Source organism: Parabacteroides gordonii MS-1 = DSM 23371 (assembly GCF_000969825.1).
Taxonomy (GTDB): domain Bacteria; phylum Bacteroidota; class Bacteroidia; order Bacteroidales; family Tannerellaceae; genus Parabacteroides; species Parabacteroides gordonii.
This window is the reverse complement of sequence record NZ_KQ033919.1, coordinates 3,711,630-3,727,362: the sequence shown is the minus strand read 5'-3', so window position 1 is coordinate 3,727,362 and position 15,733 is coordinate 3,711,630. Positions and strand designations below refer to the sequence as shown.

Annotated in this window: 11 protein-coding genes; all 11 read right to left on the bottom strand. The window is 42.9% G+C overall.

Annotated elements, in window-relative coordinates; all coding sequences use genetic code 11:
- Positions 1 to 33 precede the first annotated feature (33 nt).
- Positions 34 to 1,107: a uroporphyrinogen decarboxylase family protein gene (locus HMPREF1536_RS14105; protein WP_028729558.1), complete on the bottom strand. Its 1,074-nt coding sequence runs from the start codon at positions 1,105 to 1,107 to the stop codon at positions 34 to 36.
- Position 1,108: 1 nt separating this feature from the next.
- Entirely contained in the window at positions 1,109 to 1,780 is a 672-nt protein-coding gene (locus HMPREF1536_RS14100) for a corrinoid protein (protein WP_028729557.1), read from the bottom strand.
- 13 nt (positions 1,781 to 1,793) lie between these two features.
- Complete coding sequence (locus HMPREF1536_RS14095; protein WP_028729556.1) at positions 1,794 to 2,858, bottom strand: uroporphyrinogen decarboxylase family protein; 1,065 nt, start codon at positions 2,856 to 2,858, stop codon at positions 1,794 to 1,796.
- 9 nt (positions 2,859 to 2,867) lie between these two features.
- Positions 2,868 to 5,516, bottom strand: coding sequence for a glycoside hydrolase family 38 N-terminal domain-containing protein (locus tag HMPREF1536_RS14090; protein WP_028729555.1), 2,649 nt, complete (start codon positions 5,514 to 5,516; stop codon positions 2,868 to 2,870).
- A gap of 41 nt (positions 5,517 to 5,557) precedes the next feature.
- Entirely contained in the window at positions 5,558 to 8,251 is a 2,694-nt protein-coding gene (locus tag HMPREF1536_RS14085) for a glycoside hydrolase family 38 N-terminal domain-containing protein (RefSeq protein ID WP_028729554.1), read from the bottom strand.
- A 238-nt stretch (positions 8,252 to 8,489) separates the two neighbouring features.
- Positions 8,490 to 9,482 carry a LacI family DNA-binding transcriptional regulator gene (locus HMPREF1536_RS14080; RefSeq protein ID WP_028729553.1) on the bottom strand — a complete coding sequence of 331 codons (993 nt, stop codon included), beginning with the start codon at positions 9,480 to 9,482 and terminating at the stop codon, positions 8,490 to 8,492.
- A 197-nt stretch (positions 9,483 to 9,679) separates the two neighbouring features.
- Positions 9,680 to 11,029 carry a TolC family protein gene (locus tag HMPREF1536_RS14075; protein WP_028729552.1) on the bottom strand — a complete coding sequence of 450 codons (1,350 nt, stop codon included), beginning with the start codon at positions 11,027 to 11,029 and terminating at the stop codon, positions 9,680 to 9,682.
- A 20-nt stretch (positions 11,030 to 11,049) separates the two neighbouring features.
- Positions 11,050 to 12,168, bottom strand: a complete 1,119-nt coding sequence (locus HMPREF1536_RS14070) for an efflux RND transporter periplasmic adaptor subunit (protein ID WP_028729551.1) — start codon at positions 12,166 to 12,168, stop codon at positions 11,050 to 11,052.
- Positions 12,169 to 12,207: 39 nt separating this feature from the next.
- Positions 12,208 to 13,473, bottom strand: coding sequence for an ABC transporter permease (locus tag HMPREF1536_RS14065; RefSeq protein WP_028729550.1), 1,266 nt, complete (start codon positions 13,471 to 13,473; stop codon positions 12,208 to 12,210).
- Positions 13,474 to 13,485: 12 nt separating this feature from the next.
- On the bottom strand, positions 13,486 to 14,751 hold the full coding sequence (locus tag HMPREF1536_RS14060; protein WP_028729549.1) for an ABC transporter permease: 1,266 nt from the start codon (positions 14,749 to 14,751) through the stop codon (positions 13,486 to 13,488).
- Complete coding sequence (locus HMPREF1536_RS14055) at positions 14,738 to 15,427, bottom strand: ABC transporter ATP-binding protein (RefSeq protein WP_028729548.1); 690 nt, start codon at positions 15,425 to 15,427, stop codon at positions 14,738 to 14,740. Before HMPREF1536_RS14055 ends, HMPREF1536_RS14060 begins: the two co-directional genes overlap by 14 nt.
- Positions 15,428 to 15,733 lie beyond the last annotated feature (306 nt).

Genomic DNA, 15,733 nt, shown 5'->3' with positions numbered 1-15,733 from the left:
TTTAAAATAATTATTTCTATATGATCAAATCTTTCAGAAATTCACATCGATAGGATATTGTCCATATTTATTGACCGTATCTATCAAACATCGTACATTATCCGTTGGTATCAGATCATGGATACTATGGTCTGTCGAGATTATATATCCTCCCTCAGTTCCTGCTTCTCTTATGCATTCCAGTACTTCCCGGCGGACATCTTCCGGATTGGAAGAAGCCATTGTTACTTTGTTATTGATATTACCGATAGGTGTCAGCTGACCTTTATACCTTTCCTTTACTTTTTTCAGATCCATACCGGCAGCTCTTTCAACCGGATGAAGTCCATTGATTCCACAATCGACCAGATCATCCAGAACATCCCAGATTCTACCATCGTTGTGCATGATTACCGGCAGTCCCAACTCTTTAATTCCGGCAACCAGGCGTTTGAAGTAAGGGATGAAAAAGGTGCGGAAATCATCCGGAGAGATCAGTAAAGAATTCGTTCCGCCCCAGTCGTCAGAAATCTGTACACAATCGATTCCTCCCTCATCCGCTGCCAAACGAATGGCTTCGAGGGTCCATTTTAATACGGCTTCATTTATTTCATGAACCATTTCCGGATCTGTATACATGGTAATAGCCAGCGTTTCAAAATCCATAATATACCACGACAACATAGTAAACGGCCCCAGAACTCCCAGCATAACAGCCAGATTTTCCGTATTGGCAGTTTTCACATCCTTAAGGATCTTGATCCGGTAAGGAGTATCGACCGGTGGCAAGCTGTATTTTTCCCAGTCTTCACGGCTTTTTACAGGAGTATCGATTTGTGCAATGATCGGCCAACCGTTCTTCTGATAGGTTACCCCCCATTCATCTTTATAAACTTCATTCGGTTCATGAGGTGTTTCTTCGATACCGCAAAAACCGTTAATCGGTGTCCAGATGGCATCGATCCCCAATCGGGTAGCCAACTTTGCCTGTGTTTTTCCGTCATACAAGACGGTTGTATATCCCAATAGTTCCTGCATGAGTTTTAAACTGAAAAGATGTTCCGTTATAGGAATTCTATCGGGTACTCCTCCCGCCAAAGCGATTAAAAAACGTTCTCTCGATGTCATATTAATTTGATGTTAACTGGTTTAAGATTTCTACCAACCGCTGAGGTTCTTCCGTGTAATAATCGACTCCTATTTGCCTGGCAAAATCGCTGCTCACCGGCGCTCCGCCTATAAATGTTTTCACTTGAGGAAATTCAGCTTTTATTGCATTATTTATCGTTTCCATATTTACCATTGTCGTTGTCAACAAAGCAGACATTCCGACAAAAGCATCCGGGTTTTCTCTAACAGCATCCACAAATCTTTCTTCCGGAACGTCTACCCCCAGATCGATAATCTCATATCCGTTACCTTCCACCATCATACAGACAAGGTTTTTCCCTATATCGTGTAAATCACCCTTTACCGTACCAATGATAAGCTTTCCTTTCCGTTTGACAGATCCGTCATTGAAATATTTTTTCAAATGTTGCATTCCTCCGCTCATAGCTTTCGCACTCATCAAGACCTGCGGCACAAACACTTTGTTTTCCTTAAACTTTACACCGATACGATTCATACCTACGATCAAACCTTTTGTTAGAATATCATTCGGAGAATATCCTTCCTCCAAGGCTTTTCGTGTCAATTCATCAGCTCCGTCTTCTCCTTTCATTGCCGGAGGATAAGGTGTTTTTGCATTGATCTTACCTACTTCAACGCAAAGCGCTATTCTTTCTAATGTGTTTTCCATACTATTCTCCTATTTATTTAGTCAATTGTTCTCTTCTTCTTATCTCTTTTACGGCATCGACCATTGCGTAAAATCCTTCTATCTGCATATAATCAGGTATTGAATTACCTGATCCCAGTCCATATCCGTTTGCCTTTTCACGGAACCGGGCACCTTCTTCCAGCACCTTGCTGAAAACCTGATCATACGGATTTAAAATCAGATAGTTCATATCGAATCCTCCGAACAGCCCGATCTTATCTGCATAGTTATCGATCCATTCATCAAAAAGGCATATCTGGTCTTCATTCGAATGCTTGGCATCTATCCCGTTCTTTAGAATATCAGGCATGATCTCCTTGATATTACCGCAACAGTGCAGCAGGAACTTTTTGTTTTTGCGGTGTACTATATCGATCACCTTTTTATGCTGAGGCAAAATGAACTGACGGATCGTATCCGGTTCAAGCATAGTTGCCGTACGGTGTCCCAAATCATCTCCCATGCGATAAAAAACAAAAAGATCGTCATAATCTTCCAGCATTTTAGTCCATAGAGTTTCATACAATTCACCAATCTTACAAAATAAATCAGCAAAAAGTTCCGGATCAAGATATTGCATTACGCAAAGGCTTTCATAGCCAACCAGATCCTGAGCCGTCTCAAAAATTCCGTATCCGCAGCCTCCATAAGCTTTCATTCCGACCGGCATCATTCTCCGGATAGATTCCAGACGAGGACCATATGTTTCCCAGAAAATACGTGGAATATCGTCAAAGGGATATCTTTCAAAATCATCACGAGTCTGGATAGGGCCAAGCATTCCCCCCAAGATAGCACCATGACCAGGTAGGATCTCACAGATAGCAGCTTCATAACTGAATGCATCATAGGTATTTTCCTTCCAGAAGGATATGTATTTACTAAAATATTCATCCAGTTCAGACTGGCTTTTACGCCCATTCAATGACAATTCTTCCCCAATACATTTAGAGACGAAAGGGGCATCGATATTATGCTCGTACAACGGCAGGTAATCTGGTCTCTGATTGTATAAGACCTTCAAAATATTTCTGTAGTCGGGTTCAAATGTATTCATATTTCTCCTTTATTTTAAAATGAAACTAGCAGGGGCATAAGCTCCCAATTCAAACTCTATCTTTCCTGATTTAACCGATACAGGTTCGCCTTTTATCTCTCCCCGTAGATTGACAGGAATTGCCTGGGTCACTTTCAATCCAGCCGGTAAACGAAGTGTCACCCTACCGGATTCACCTGCCTGTTCCCATACACGTAACAGTGTACCTTTATTTCCGTCCGGGTCCTGTCCGAAAGCAGTTACCAATATTCCAGAACGGGATACCTGTATGCCAGACTGTTTATCAGGTAGCACTCCATCACGATTCCCTTTCCCTGCCGTAACAACCAGCAACGGATTACGGGTTTCCATTGCATTTTGTGTAAAAAGGCGAGAATTTTCATCCTGACTTTTCCTTTGATCCAATGTCCAGATACGTACCCGCGAACTCCATGTGCCGGGATACCAATATCGGAAATTAGTATTCCATTGATTGTTATACAGATTAACATATACGACTGGTTTTTGGGGAATAAAATCGTATGTAAATTTCCAACAACCGGGTTCGCCCAAACTGATTAGCGGATGATCCAGCGGACATACTGCAACCCCCGAACCATCCGGATCTGTTATCGTCACTCCATTGCCTACTGTGTATAGGTGACGATTGGCTCCTGGTAGAATATCTGTCGCCGGATTCATAACACCCAAAGAACGATGAACACGAAATTCCGGTTCATTAATTTTGAACGGGAGACAAAGCCAATCCGCTTCCGGCCAGTTATCCCTCGGTTTATCATGAATAGTTACTTCCATATCAACATAAGGTTCACCCTGATATAAAGTAACCCGAAGAGTCGTTTTTACAAGATGGTTGGAAATATCTCCCGGCATTACCAATTCTGCCATTTGCTTATTCCCGACAGTAGAAACAGATAGTTCTCCGTTCCCTGATAAAACGGCCTTGTAAGGGACCTGCTTTTCTGAAACCATTCCAGGTTTATGCAGACCGGGATGCATCCAGTCTTTGGCCCGTCCCAGTTGATAAGCCTTCGTGTAATCCAACGACTGTTCCAATGTAAAACGTTCATTCATATACCGCCCCAACCCTTGGTCTACATCCTTATCCACCCATTCGCGGCCGGTTCGTTTATCAATCAGCGAACTTATTATACCTTTAGCCGGGTCTAATGTTATTTTGAAGAACTCATTTTCTATCGAATTCATATTCGGTATCGTTTTTTTCGGAGAGGACACCGGAATAGGATATGAACGATACCCGCAAGGTGGAACATTTTTCACATCTATTGTCTTCCCCCCTACTTCAACCACACCGGAACGAGCCCACGGCAACGGGTTATAAACAATAACAGAGTTATCCTTTCGCCTGACAGAAGCTGTCAGATATTCCATATTGGCGGCAGAAAGAGAACGGGTTCTTTCCGAAGCATCACAAATATAACCGGTCTTGTCTTCCCAGGATGCCTCCAGATTTTCATATTCCCCGGAGGATAATTCCTCAAAAGCCTTACCATACGCACTAATAGATTTGGAACCTCCCCAGGTATGCTCTCCGTACAAGGCTATCTTTTCATATACATCTGCTACATCCTGTGCTATAGGAGATGTCTCTATTCCCCAGGATTTCAATTGAGTATTCAACACTTCCGTCGATGCGATCCGGGCATTTACCTCTCGGGACAAACGCGAACCTTCAGGGTCACACATGATTCCATGCACCCAGGTATCCGGCATTTCCCCTCTTACTACAGGTATTTCGGGGTTTTCCTTTATAATAGCATTATAAAAATCATCCATAGTTCCCATACGGATTTTTACATCCGGCATTTTTTCCTTTATCTCATTAAATAAGGATTCTATATATTCAGCCGTTGGCGGTCCGGAATTATCCATAGTCACCATTATGGCCGGCCATACCTTGTAAGGCCATTCAATAGGTGGGATTAGATTTTCCCCCAACATATAATCTATCGGACTCAACCAATCAGAACCTCTACCTAAAAAAGTACCATACACCGTTGAATAAAAAGTCAGAACTTTCGACTTATCCGGCCCTTCCCACCAAAATAACCCAGGAGTATTTACAAATGCACTTGGCCAGTTACAACCTATATGCAGAAATTTCACATCCGCATTCGCCAGGACAGTAGCCAAGGCTCCTCCATGGGAAGGGACATCCGTTTGCTTGCCGGAACGAGAAAGTGCAAGACCGTATTTTCGTGTCAATTGGGATGAAAATATCATCCCACGGGCCATACATTCTGCTTCACAAGCATCCGACTCAAATGTAAAAGGCAATGCATGTGTAATAATTTTACCAGACAGGAATTTCTCGTCCAGTTTTTCTTTTCGTTCCTTTGTTTGTCCATTCCAATCTTCCATTGTCTTGTATAGAACCCATCCGGGTAAAGTCCAGGCAAACTGTTGTTCTTCGGGTACATTATCTGAGCTATCCATAATATCCAAAGCCTTATCAATCATAGATGTCCGATAATAATCCACGACTTCATCTACCCGGTGTGTATAGCCAATGTCGAAATGTGTTTTGCAAACAACAATGATCTCCTTTACATTCGGATTGTACCGGCTGACCGACTGCCCCTCTACAACTAAGTTTGAAATACCCAGTAACAAAACCAATGATGTAATCTTTTTCATCGCAGGAATAATATTGATTTTTAATCAGTAAACCAAGTTTACTACTTTGTTAATATGATCGATACAGGTTGATAGGCCTGCAATTCAACAGAGAATTTATTATTTTCAATAGAGAACGGCTTTCCGATTGCTTCCCCCCGTAAATTACAGAATTGAGCAGAACGATATGATTTTCCGGGTAACGTAACTGTGCATTTACCCCTTTTACCAGCCTGTTCCCAAAGTCTCAGTAAGTCACCTTCACCATCTGTATTCGGCCCAAAAGCCGTAACCAAAACCCCTTTTTCTGACAAAGTAACACCCTCGGAAGAGACTGGAAGCTCGCCTCCTTCATTTTCAGTATATGTTGCCATCAAAGGGACACGTGTTTCTTCCATCGGTGTAATCAAGGAAGCCTCATTGGTGTATTTATCGACCGACCATAAATATACCTTTGCAGAGAAACCACCTTCTATCCATTCTGTAAAATTGGTTCCCCACTGATTATTGAACAGGTTGACAAAGACATTAGGCCGTTGCGGAATAAACTCTCCGGAGAAACGGTACAAGCCCGGACGATCCAGACTTACAGCCGGAGCATTCGGTGTATTTAAGCCAAACCCTTTCCCCTGGTCATCGATAACAGCCATTCCTGTGTTCAGAAAGAAATAATCGTGATTAGTATTCTTTACAAAATCGACGGCCGGATCAACAACACCGCCGATTCTACCCAACCTAAATGAAGGATTCGATAAATTGAACGGGAAAGCAAGCCAACCTCCTTCCGGTTGGGGCTCTGCCGGTTTATTTCGTATTCCCCAACAGATTTCCAAATAAGGTGAATTTTCCTCTAAGGTATAAGTTAATGTATAATCATCTCCGGCAACAGTCCGGCAAAATGCGGTAGCACTAACAGAATGGACAGTCTGCAAATATTTGACTTTATTCAATTGCCCCTTTATCATCTCATATTTCAGGTTTGGATTTTCCGGCCGTCCCATTTCCTGATCAGCCCAACCATGATGCCCTGGTTTCACATAACGCGCATTATAGCGGTCGATTTCCTCCTTCCCGAATTTTTCGTGGATATATTCTCCGAATCCGTATTCACTCTTTTCATCGACCATTTCTTTCTGCTGTTGTTTATCCCAAACAGAAAGCAATGCACCGTTTTCCTTGTTTATTTCTATTTTAAAATAGCTATTCTCCAATATTGCATTCGTTTCATCAATACGGGAACTTCGGGAATCTTCAGGAAGCGGAGTTGTCACCAGCGTATATGTTTTATAACCTAGGGAAGGAACTTCTTCTGCACAAAAAGTTAAATAGTTATTGTCGTTGTATGCCGGTATAACTTTCCCTGTCGATTCATCTTTCAAAGCATATACTTCGAAATTCTTCTGATATACTCCCATATGGAAAGAAACCGAACCGGAACGTTTCCAGGGAAGAGGATTATATACCACTATTTTACGACCTTTGAGGACTATGTTCTGAGCAAGTTTTTTCAAGTCCTTTCGTAAAGAAGGAACAACAGAAAGCTCAGTTTGATGTACCCGGCTACTTTTTTCATACCAGGAAGTTTCTATAAAATCGTACTGGCCTTGTGCCCTGGCAATAGTAAAGTCGTCTCCATATTTCCAGGACTCCTGATGACCGTGGCTCATTGCCAGGCCAAAAGTATGTTCATCAAACAATAAAGATTGTTCGATAGCCTTTTCAACATAAGGTTCAACAGGTTCGGAAGTTATATTCCATTGCTTCAGCAAAGTGTTCAACGTTTCCGTATTATAAATGATACGCTGCATGGCCTTATTGGTCTTTACCTCTTTCGGCATCGACATATATCCATGAATCCAGGTATCAGGCATATCTCCCCTTACAACAGGTAGTGATGGATTTTCTTTCATCAAAGTATCATAAAAATCCTCCAACTGGCCGATTCGTATCCGAGCATTGGGGGCTTTTTCACGAGCTTCTCTCAACACGGCTGCGACATCTTCCGGGGTCGGAGCACCTGAATTCTCATGTGTATGTATCATTGCCAGCCAGGTCTTATATTTCCAGGTTGCCGGAGGTAACACACCTGAGCCGTAGTATTCCGCCCAATTAAAGGTTAATAATCTTGAACCATCCGGCCCTTCCCACCAGAACAAGGTTGGTATATCCGGAGATACAGACCCTGGATTACATCCGATATGTAGAATCTTCACACCGGCTTGTGTCAATAACGTCGGTAGTATCCACGAATGACTGGGAACATCAGTCAGTTTAGCTCCCCGCACCAGCGGTTGACCATATTTTCTGTTTATCTGCGAAGAATAAGACATTCCCCGTACCAATGTTTCCAGATCACTCGATTCTGTCTCAAAAGTAAACGGAAGCGCATGAACTTTGAAACGTCCGTCCCGCAAAGCTTTTTCAATTCCGGGTTTATAAGCTTCCGAGGTATTTTCCATAATATATTTCATCGGCCACCCGGGGAGAGTCCAGACAAATTGATCTTCTTTAGGTAACTTCCCTGTTTCCTCTACCGAACGTAATGTTTCATCCATCATAGAGGTAGTATATTTCTGCAAAATAGATTCCGACCAGTCGGTATAACCAATGTCAAAATGCATTTTGAAAACAATGATTATATCTTCTACAGCTGCTTTATCGGCTCCTTTATCCACATCTATAGCTGCGATCTGAGCCTTTAGTGAATATACAGATAGTATGAAGATACATACTGAAAGAATAAATTGTCTTTTCATATTTCATGGTATTATGTTTCTTTTCACACCCAACTTTACCGGTTAAGTGAAAATAGAAAAAAAATAACAGTATCGAGTCAAACAACACATTAAAACACTATATACCAAAAGCATACAGTATTCTACCCATTTAATCGATCTTGTTACTTATTTTGTTTGCAAACATATATGTCTTATCAGAAATAAACAATGACCTTTATTCTGATTTTCTTACACAATCTTACGATTAATGTGTTTTTTAACTGTATGCCGGCAAAATCAGTTTTACCTTTTCATCTTCATTATCAGATGTTTCTAATTTTTCAATTAAAATACGGACTGCTTCACGTCCTATTTCTTTTATAGGCAAAAGTGCTATATGCATATTGGGTGCCAAAAGTTCAAAACTAGGAGTACTATGCAGACACGCCAGACCTATTTTACTGACATCTATATTCCGTTTATAAAAATAACGTAATCCCTCCATACCTAAATAATGCGTAGTAAAATAGAATCCATCAACATCCGGCTCCGTTTCAAAAATAGTATCCAATACACGAATAATATCCGATTCATATTCATTTCGTGATACTTCACCATATAAGTGAGGGGAAATAAAACAGTCATGCTCAGTCAGAGCAGCCTTGTATCCTTCATATCTCAAACTCATGGTAAAGAGTGCTGACGCCGTAGTTATAATAGCAATCTTTTTGCGCCCTTCATTAATCAGTTTATTAACCAGATTGTAACTACATTCAACATTGTCAATAATAATATAATTCGTATTCAATTCCGGAAAAAAACGATCTATTAAGACAAACGGATATTTTTCTTTCATCAAATTCTCCAGCTCCCCTTTGGCATAGTTTGTCGGAGCGATGATTAATCCGTCAATCTTCTTTGATCTTAACATTTGAATTATATTATTCTCTCTTACCGGATTAGACTCTGAACTGCAAAAAGTGACAGTATACCCCAGCTGCTCAGCCACAAGTTCAACTTCCATAGCCACTTGTGCATAAAATGTATCTCCAATAAAAGGAACAATCAGCCCTATAGTTTTAGTTTTACCCGAACTAAGGCTTTTGGCAAGATAGTTAGGCTTATATTTAACTAGCTTAGCATAATCCTTTATTTTTTTCTGTGTAGCCGGACTTATCTTCCGTTCATCGCCATGTCCTGACAAAACCCATGAAACCGTTGTCTTTGAGAGATTAAGAGCTTCTGCAATATCCTTAAGAGATTTTCCCATCTGTTTTTAATTTAGGTCACTTAACCGATTAACTTCGGATACAAATATATCGTTTAATTTGATATTCTCCAATAAAAATAAACGAACCTCTCTCCAAACAGCAAAAAGGAAGTTTCCTCCCGGAAACTTCCTTCCCTTTTTGGTGTGTCCATCAATTATGTTTAAAAATAGGATCTAAAATCCAACTGTAAATAATATTATAAGGTGATTGGTGTTCCGTTATAAAAGTCCAGTATCTTGGCACGGAAGATAAAGTTATACTTCGATTGCGTTTGTTCGGCAAGGCTCTGTGCATACTTCGTCTTCGCTTCGCTATATTCGAAAACCGTACTTTTGCCTGCCCCATAACGCTCTTCCGCATAAGAGAATGCGATCTTACTTGCATCCACCGATTTGTCGGATGACACATATTTTTCCTGTGCTGCCGTTGCATTATAATAAGCCTGCTGGATCTCTTTGTAAAGTGTCTTTTTGCTGTTCTCCATCATCAACTCGCGGTTATGGATATTGATGCGGGCGGAACGAACACTGTTGCGTACCTGAAAACGATTGAAGATAGGAATACTGAGCGAAAAGCCGACCGACTTCTGTCCGTTATTCTTCAACTGATCGCTAAAAGAAGCATTGTTATAATCGCCATCACCGAAATTGTGATAGTAACCATTGCTGTAACCTGCACTGAAATTCAGTTTCGGATAATATCCGGCCTGAGCTACTTTCAGCATCTTCTTTTGGCTTTCGAGCAAATACTCCTGTTCCTTGATCTGTGGTTTGAAACCAACAGCATGATCGTACACCTGATCAGGCGGGATGATACTGCTCATATATTGCTCCACAGCATCGCCTGTTTCCGGTTCCAATATATCGAAATTCTCACCGTCACGTTCCAATTCCAGGCTCTGAGCCAGATCTAGTAATGCCAGTTTTACGTTGTTTTTCGACTCGGTCAGTGTAACCTCATCCTTCGCCAACTGCGCTTTCATGTCGTAAAGTTGAGAAACAGGCACTTTACCGGCATTATAGAGTGCTTCGGTTTTCGTAACCTGCTCCGAACTCAGTGCAACCTGCAACTCGGCGATCTTTAGCATTTCTTTATTATAAAGAGCTTGCAGAAAATAGGAAGCCACGTTTATGGACAGGTCTTCCTTAGCCTTATTCAAGGTTTCGAAAGAAGCTTTCAAATCTAGTTTCCGGGCAGCGATATCGCTGGGGATCTTCAAGTCAAGCAAAGGCATACTCAACTGGATACCGGCCGTCGTATTTGCCGAGTTGCGGTCTACGATCAGACCGTCTTTCGATTCCGAACGGCCGAAGCCGAAGTTTTCACCGACACTGGCATTCAAACTGGGTAACCAGCTATATTTGCTGGTGTGCAGATCCACTTCACGGCTTTGCTGTTCCAGCTCCCTTTGTTTCAGGTCTATATTGTTTTCGATAGCGTAGCGGATACATTCCTCCAGCGACCATTGTTTAGCCGTTTCCTGTGCTCCGGCAGGGAGACAGAAGAGGAAAGATGCCAACGCTACTGATGATATTACTTGTTTCATAGCTTATTCGTTTATTTCTATTACTTATTTGCAGATACAATACCGCCACGGATCTTATCATTTTCCGTCAGACCTTCTTTCACTTCAATCTTGATACCGTCAGACAAACCGACTGTTACAGGACGTTTCTCGAATAACTGTTCCGGCTTTTCCTGTTTTACGATCTGTACGAAAGTGGAATCACCACTGAACTCCACGCAGCTTTCAGGGATGGTCAAGACATCCAATGCACGTTTCAAGACGATCTCAGCATTCGCACTGTATCCGGCACGGATGAAAGCATCTTCCGGCATCTGGACGGCGGCCTTGATCTCGAACAAAACAGCACCGTTTTCTTCCGTACCTTTCGGTGCTACATATTCCAACAGGGCATTGAACGAACGGCTATCCAACGCTCCGACGGTCAACTTGATCGGCATTCCTTCATGGATACGGCCAACTTCGGTTTCATCCACCTTTCCACGGAAGATCATATTATTCATATCTGCCACAGAAGCGATCGTCGTACCGTCGTTGAACGTATTGGACTGGATCACGGAGTTACCTACTTTAATAGGAACATCCAGAATCATACCCGTAATAGTAGAACGCACTTGTGTCGTACTGGATGAAGCAGACCGGCGCGAAATACCTTCGCGGATAATCTCCAATGCATCCTGTGCATTTTCGGCTTCTTCCTGTGCTTTCTTATAGTTAGACAGAGAGGTTTCATAATCTTCTTTCGCGATCACTCCCTGTTTGTGCAAGCCTTCATCCCGCTTATAAGTAGCCGTGATCTGCTCCAGGTTGATCTTAGCCACACGCACACGTGATTCGGCACTGTTCAACTGAACCATTTCCGGGATCACCTTGATCCTTGCAATGATCTCGCCCTCCTTTACCATCTGGCCGGCCTCTTTCAGCAATTCGGAAATAATACCCGACATCTGCGGCTTGATAAGGACTTCATCGCGGGGTTCTACTTTTCCGGTAGCTACGGTTTTCGTTTCTACGGAGTCGCGTTTAGGTGTTACTACTTCATAAACAGTAATGACAGGTTGTGATTTTTTCCACAAGAAGTAGAAAGTGCCGATCACCGCGGCTCCCACCAATACTAAAAAGATGATTCGCAGGACTTTCTTTACGATACGATTCTTCATAATTTATCTAGTTTATTTTAATTGACAAATGATATACTGTTATTCTTCTCTGATTGCATCAATAGCCTTGATCTGCATGGCACGCCAGGCCGGGATCAGACCAGCCAGCAAACCACTGATAAGCAAAACGACGGTTGCGGCCACTGCTGCTCCGATATGTATCTCCGGATTACTGAAGAAAGTGCCGTTGTTAGAAGCGTCTCCGCTACTTGCCATCATCCGGTTCACTACATCCAGCAGGAATACTCCGCAACTCAGCCCCATCAATCCGGCCAGAGCCGTAAGCAACAAACTTTCGCTCATGATCTGGGAAATGATATCGAAAGGCTTGGCTCCGATCGCACGGCGTACACCGATCTCACGGGTACGTTCTCTCACGGTCACCATCATAATATTACTCACCCCGATGATTCCCGCCAGCAAGGTTCCCATACCGACCAGCCACACCAGGATATTGATCCCGGTAAAAAGCATATCGAATGTCTCGAACTGTTTGGCTATCGTAAAGCTGCTGACAGCCTGCGGGTCGGTCGGCGAGATCTCGTTCTGCAGCTTCAACACCATCGTTATATCCTCCACCATCTTGTCGCAGGAATAACCATCCTCGGCCGTAGCACAGAGGAACCAGAACTTGTCTCCCTGGTTAGCCACCTGCTGCAAAGTGGTAAAAGGCGTCATGATACTTTCTTCCGTACGTCCGCCGATCTGTACACGCGGTTTGGGTTTTACCACCCCGACCACCTGGTAATAAATTCCGTTTACACGGATATATTCGCCTATCGGATCTTCGGCCGGAGTAAACAATACCTCACGGACAATACTACCGATCACACATACTTTTCGTTTTTCCAGTACGTCGATCTCGTTCAGCAAACGCCCTTCCAGCACATGCTGCGTCTCGATCTGAAAATATTCCGAGTGCACCCCGCGTACATTATATGTACCGGCTTTCTGGCCTCTCACCACATTATTCTGTCCGCCCCACGACATGGCCATCGGCGACAGGTAACTGACACCTTTCACACGTTGGCGAATGGTTTCCAAATCGCGGTTGCGCATCTGCCAGTAACGGCCTTTCTTATATCCTTTATAAGCTTCCCCGGTACGTTCGGAAAAGAAAAATGCAGAGTTCGTCGCAAAGCCATCCACATTCTTCAGCACGCCATTCTTGAACCCCGTACCCGACCCCAGCAGGATCACAAGCATCAGGATTCCCCAGAACACACCGAAACCGGTCAGAAAACTTCTGGTTTTATTGCGGGTGATCGTCACCCATATTTCCACCCAACGGTCTATATCGAACATATCTTTCTTGTTTTATTCGTTTCTCATGGCTTCGATAGCCGTAATTTTCACTGCTTTACGTGCTGGGAAATAACCAGCCAGCACACCGGCCACAATAATCAGGGCCGTAGCCGACAAGGCAATACCCAGGCTTACCGTCGGATTCAGGAAGATACTCATATCGTCATTCGAAGAGGCCTGCCCCATATTATTACTTTCCATCACGGCATTGATCCCTTCCGTCAACCCTACCCCGGTAATCATACCGAAGTAGCCGAAGACGGCCGTTATCAGGATCGACTCCACGATGATCAGTTTCAGGATAGAGAAAGGGGTTGCCCCGATCGCTTTACGGATACCGAACTCGCGGGTTCTTTCCCGTACGGTGATCAACATGATATTACTTACTCCCACGATACCGGCAGCCAATGTTCCGATTCCGATCACCCAGATAAACAGGGTTATCCCGTTCAGCATTCCGTTAAACATGGCAAAGTCTTCAATCGTACTCCACATACCGATCGCCCGTAAGTCTTCAGGATCAAAGCGATGCCTTTTTCCCATCTGTGCACGGAAACGTTTCTCGAAAGCCTCATATTCTTCTTTGGAACTGATACCGTCGAGAGAAAAGATGATATTATCCAGACCATAGCCCGAACGGTAAAGTTGTTGTGCCGTAGAAAAAGGAATATAAGCCGGAGCATTGTTATTGTTATCCTCATCGGTATAGACACCGATCACCTGATAAGCAATATCACTGGCATTCACATATTTACCCAGCGGGTCTTCTCCACGGAACAAGACTTCCTTCATCCGGGGACTTATCACGATCACTTTTCGCTTCTGCAATATATCCACCTCATTGACAAAACGCCCGTTGCCCACGGTCATTTCAATCTTGTCGATGATCGCCTTATCCGGATGGACACCTTGCAAAGAATAGGTATTATATTCCTCCTTATATGAAAGCGTATCGCTCTGGTAAAGTACGCCCGACACCAGATTCACTTCAGGATTTTGCTGTCTCAAAGCCACCAGGTCGTCATCCTTATATTGTATACGCCGGTTTGTCTGCATCCCCTTGTAAGGTTTGCTGGCATAACGGGGCCATGTTTCCACACGGTTTCCGGCCCAACGGTCGAAGTTTTTCATTATACCGTTCTTCATTCCGTTGCCCGCTCCCAGCAAGACGATCAGCATGAAAATCCCCCACGCCACGGAAAAACCGGTGAGGAACGTACGGAGTTTGTTCTTTTTGATCGTACTCCAAATCTCACGGAAGTTATCAAAGTCGAACATATCCTTTTCCTTTTTCTATGTTTTCAATCAAACCGTCTTTCACACGGATGATTTTTTCAGTCGCATCAGCTACGGATTGCTCGTGGGTAACGATCACCATAGTCATACCTTCTTTATTTACGTTACGCAAAAGCTCCATTACCTCTACCGTGGTAACACTGTCGAGAGCACCGGTAGGTTCGTCGGCCAGAATCACCTGCGGCCGGGCAATCAGGGCACGGGCAATAGCTACACGCTGCTTCTGTCCCCCGGACATTTCATTCGGCATATGCTCCGCCCAATCTTTCAGGCCGACCATATCGAGGTATTCCATTGCCATAGCATTTCTTTTCTTGCGGTTTATCCCCTGATAATATAAGGGAAGGGCGACATTCTCCATCGCATTTTTAAAAGAGATCAGATTAAACGACTGGAAAATAAAGCCGATCATCTGGTTACGAAGTTCAGCTGCACGGGTTTCGCTCAGGTTCTGAATCAATTGTCCATTCAAATGATAGGTACCGGTGTCGTAAGTATCTAATATCCCCAGTATATTCAATAGTGTCGATTTTCCCGACCCGGAAGCCCCCATGATGGAAACCATTTCCCCTTTTTCTATCTCCAGGTCTATACCTTTCAATACATGTAGCGGAGCACCATTGAAATACGTTTTGTTAATTCCTTTCAGCTGAATCATAATATCTGTCATTTCTTTTTATTATTAGACGTACACATTGCTAAAAATGTTACATGTTTAAGGAACTTTTTTTCATTTCTACGCAACAAATGTATGCTTATATAAGATACCTTGTATCGCAAGGTACTAATTTTTAATTCATATTAACTATTACTTTTATCGATATGTAAGAATACGTAAGTAAACACATCAATAAATAAACGACCTGATACTATTTATACTGCATATCCGCTAATATAAAAACAATGAGACTTTTTAAGAATTCTCTTTTTTAACATGAGGTTCAATCATTTTACTCCCTTGTTT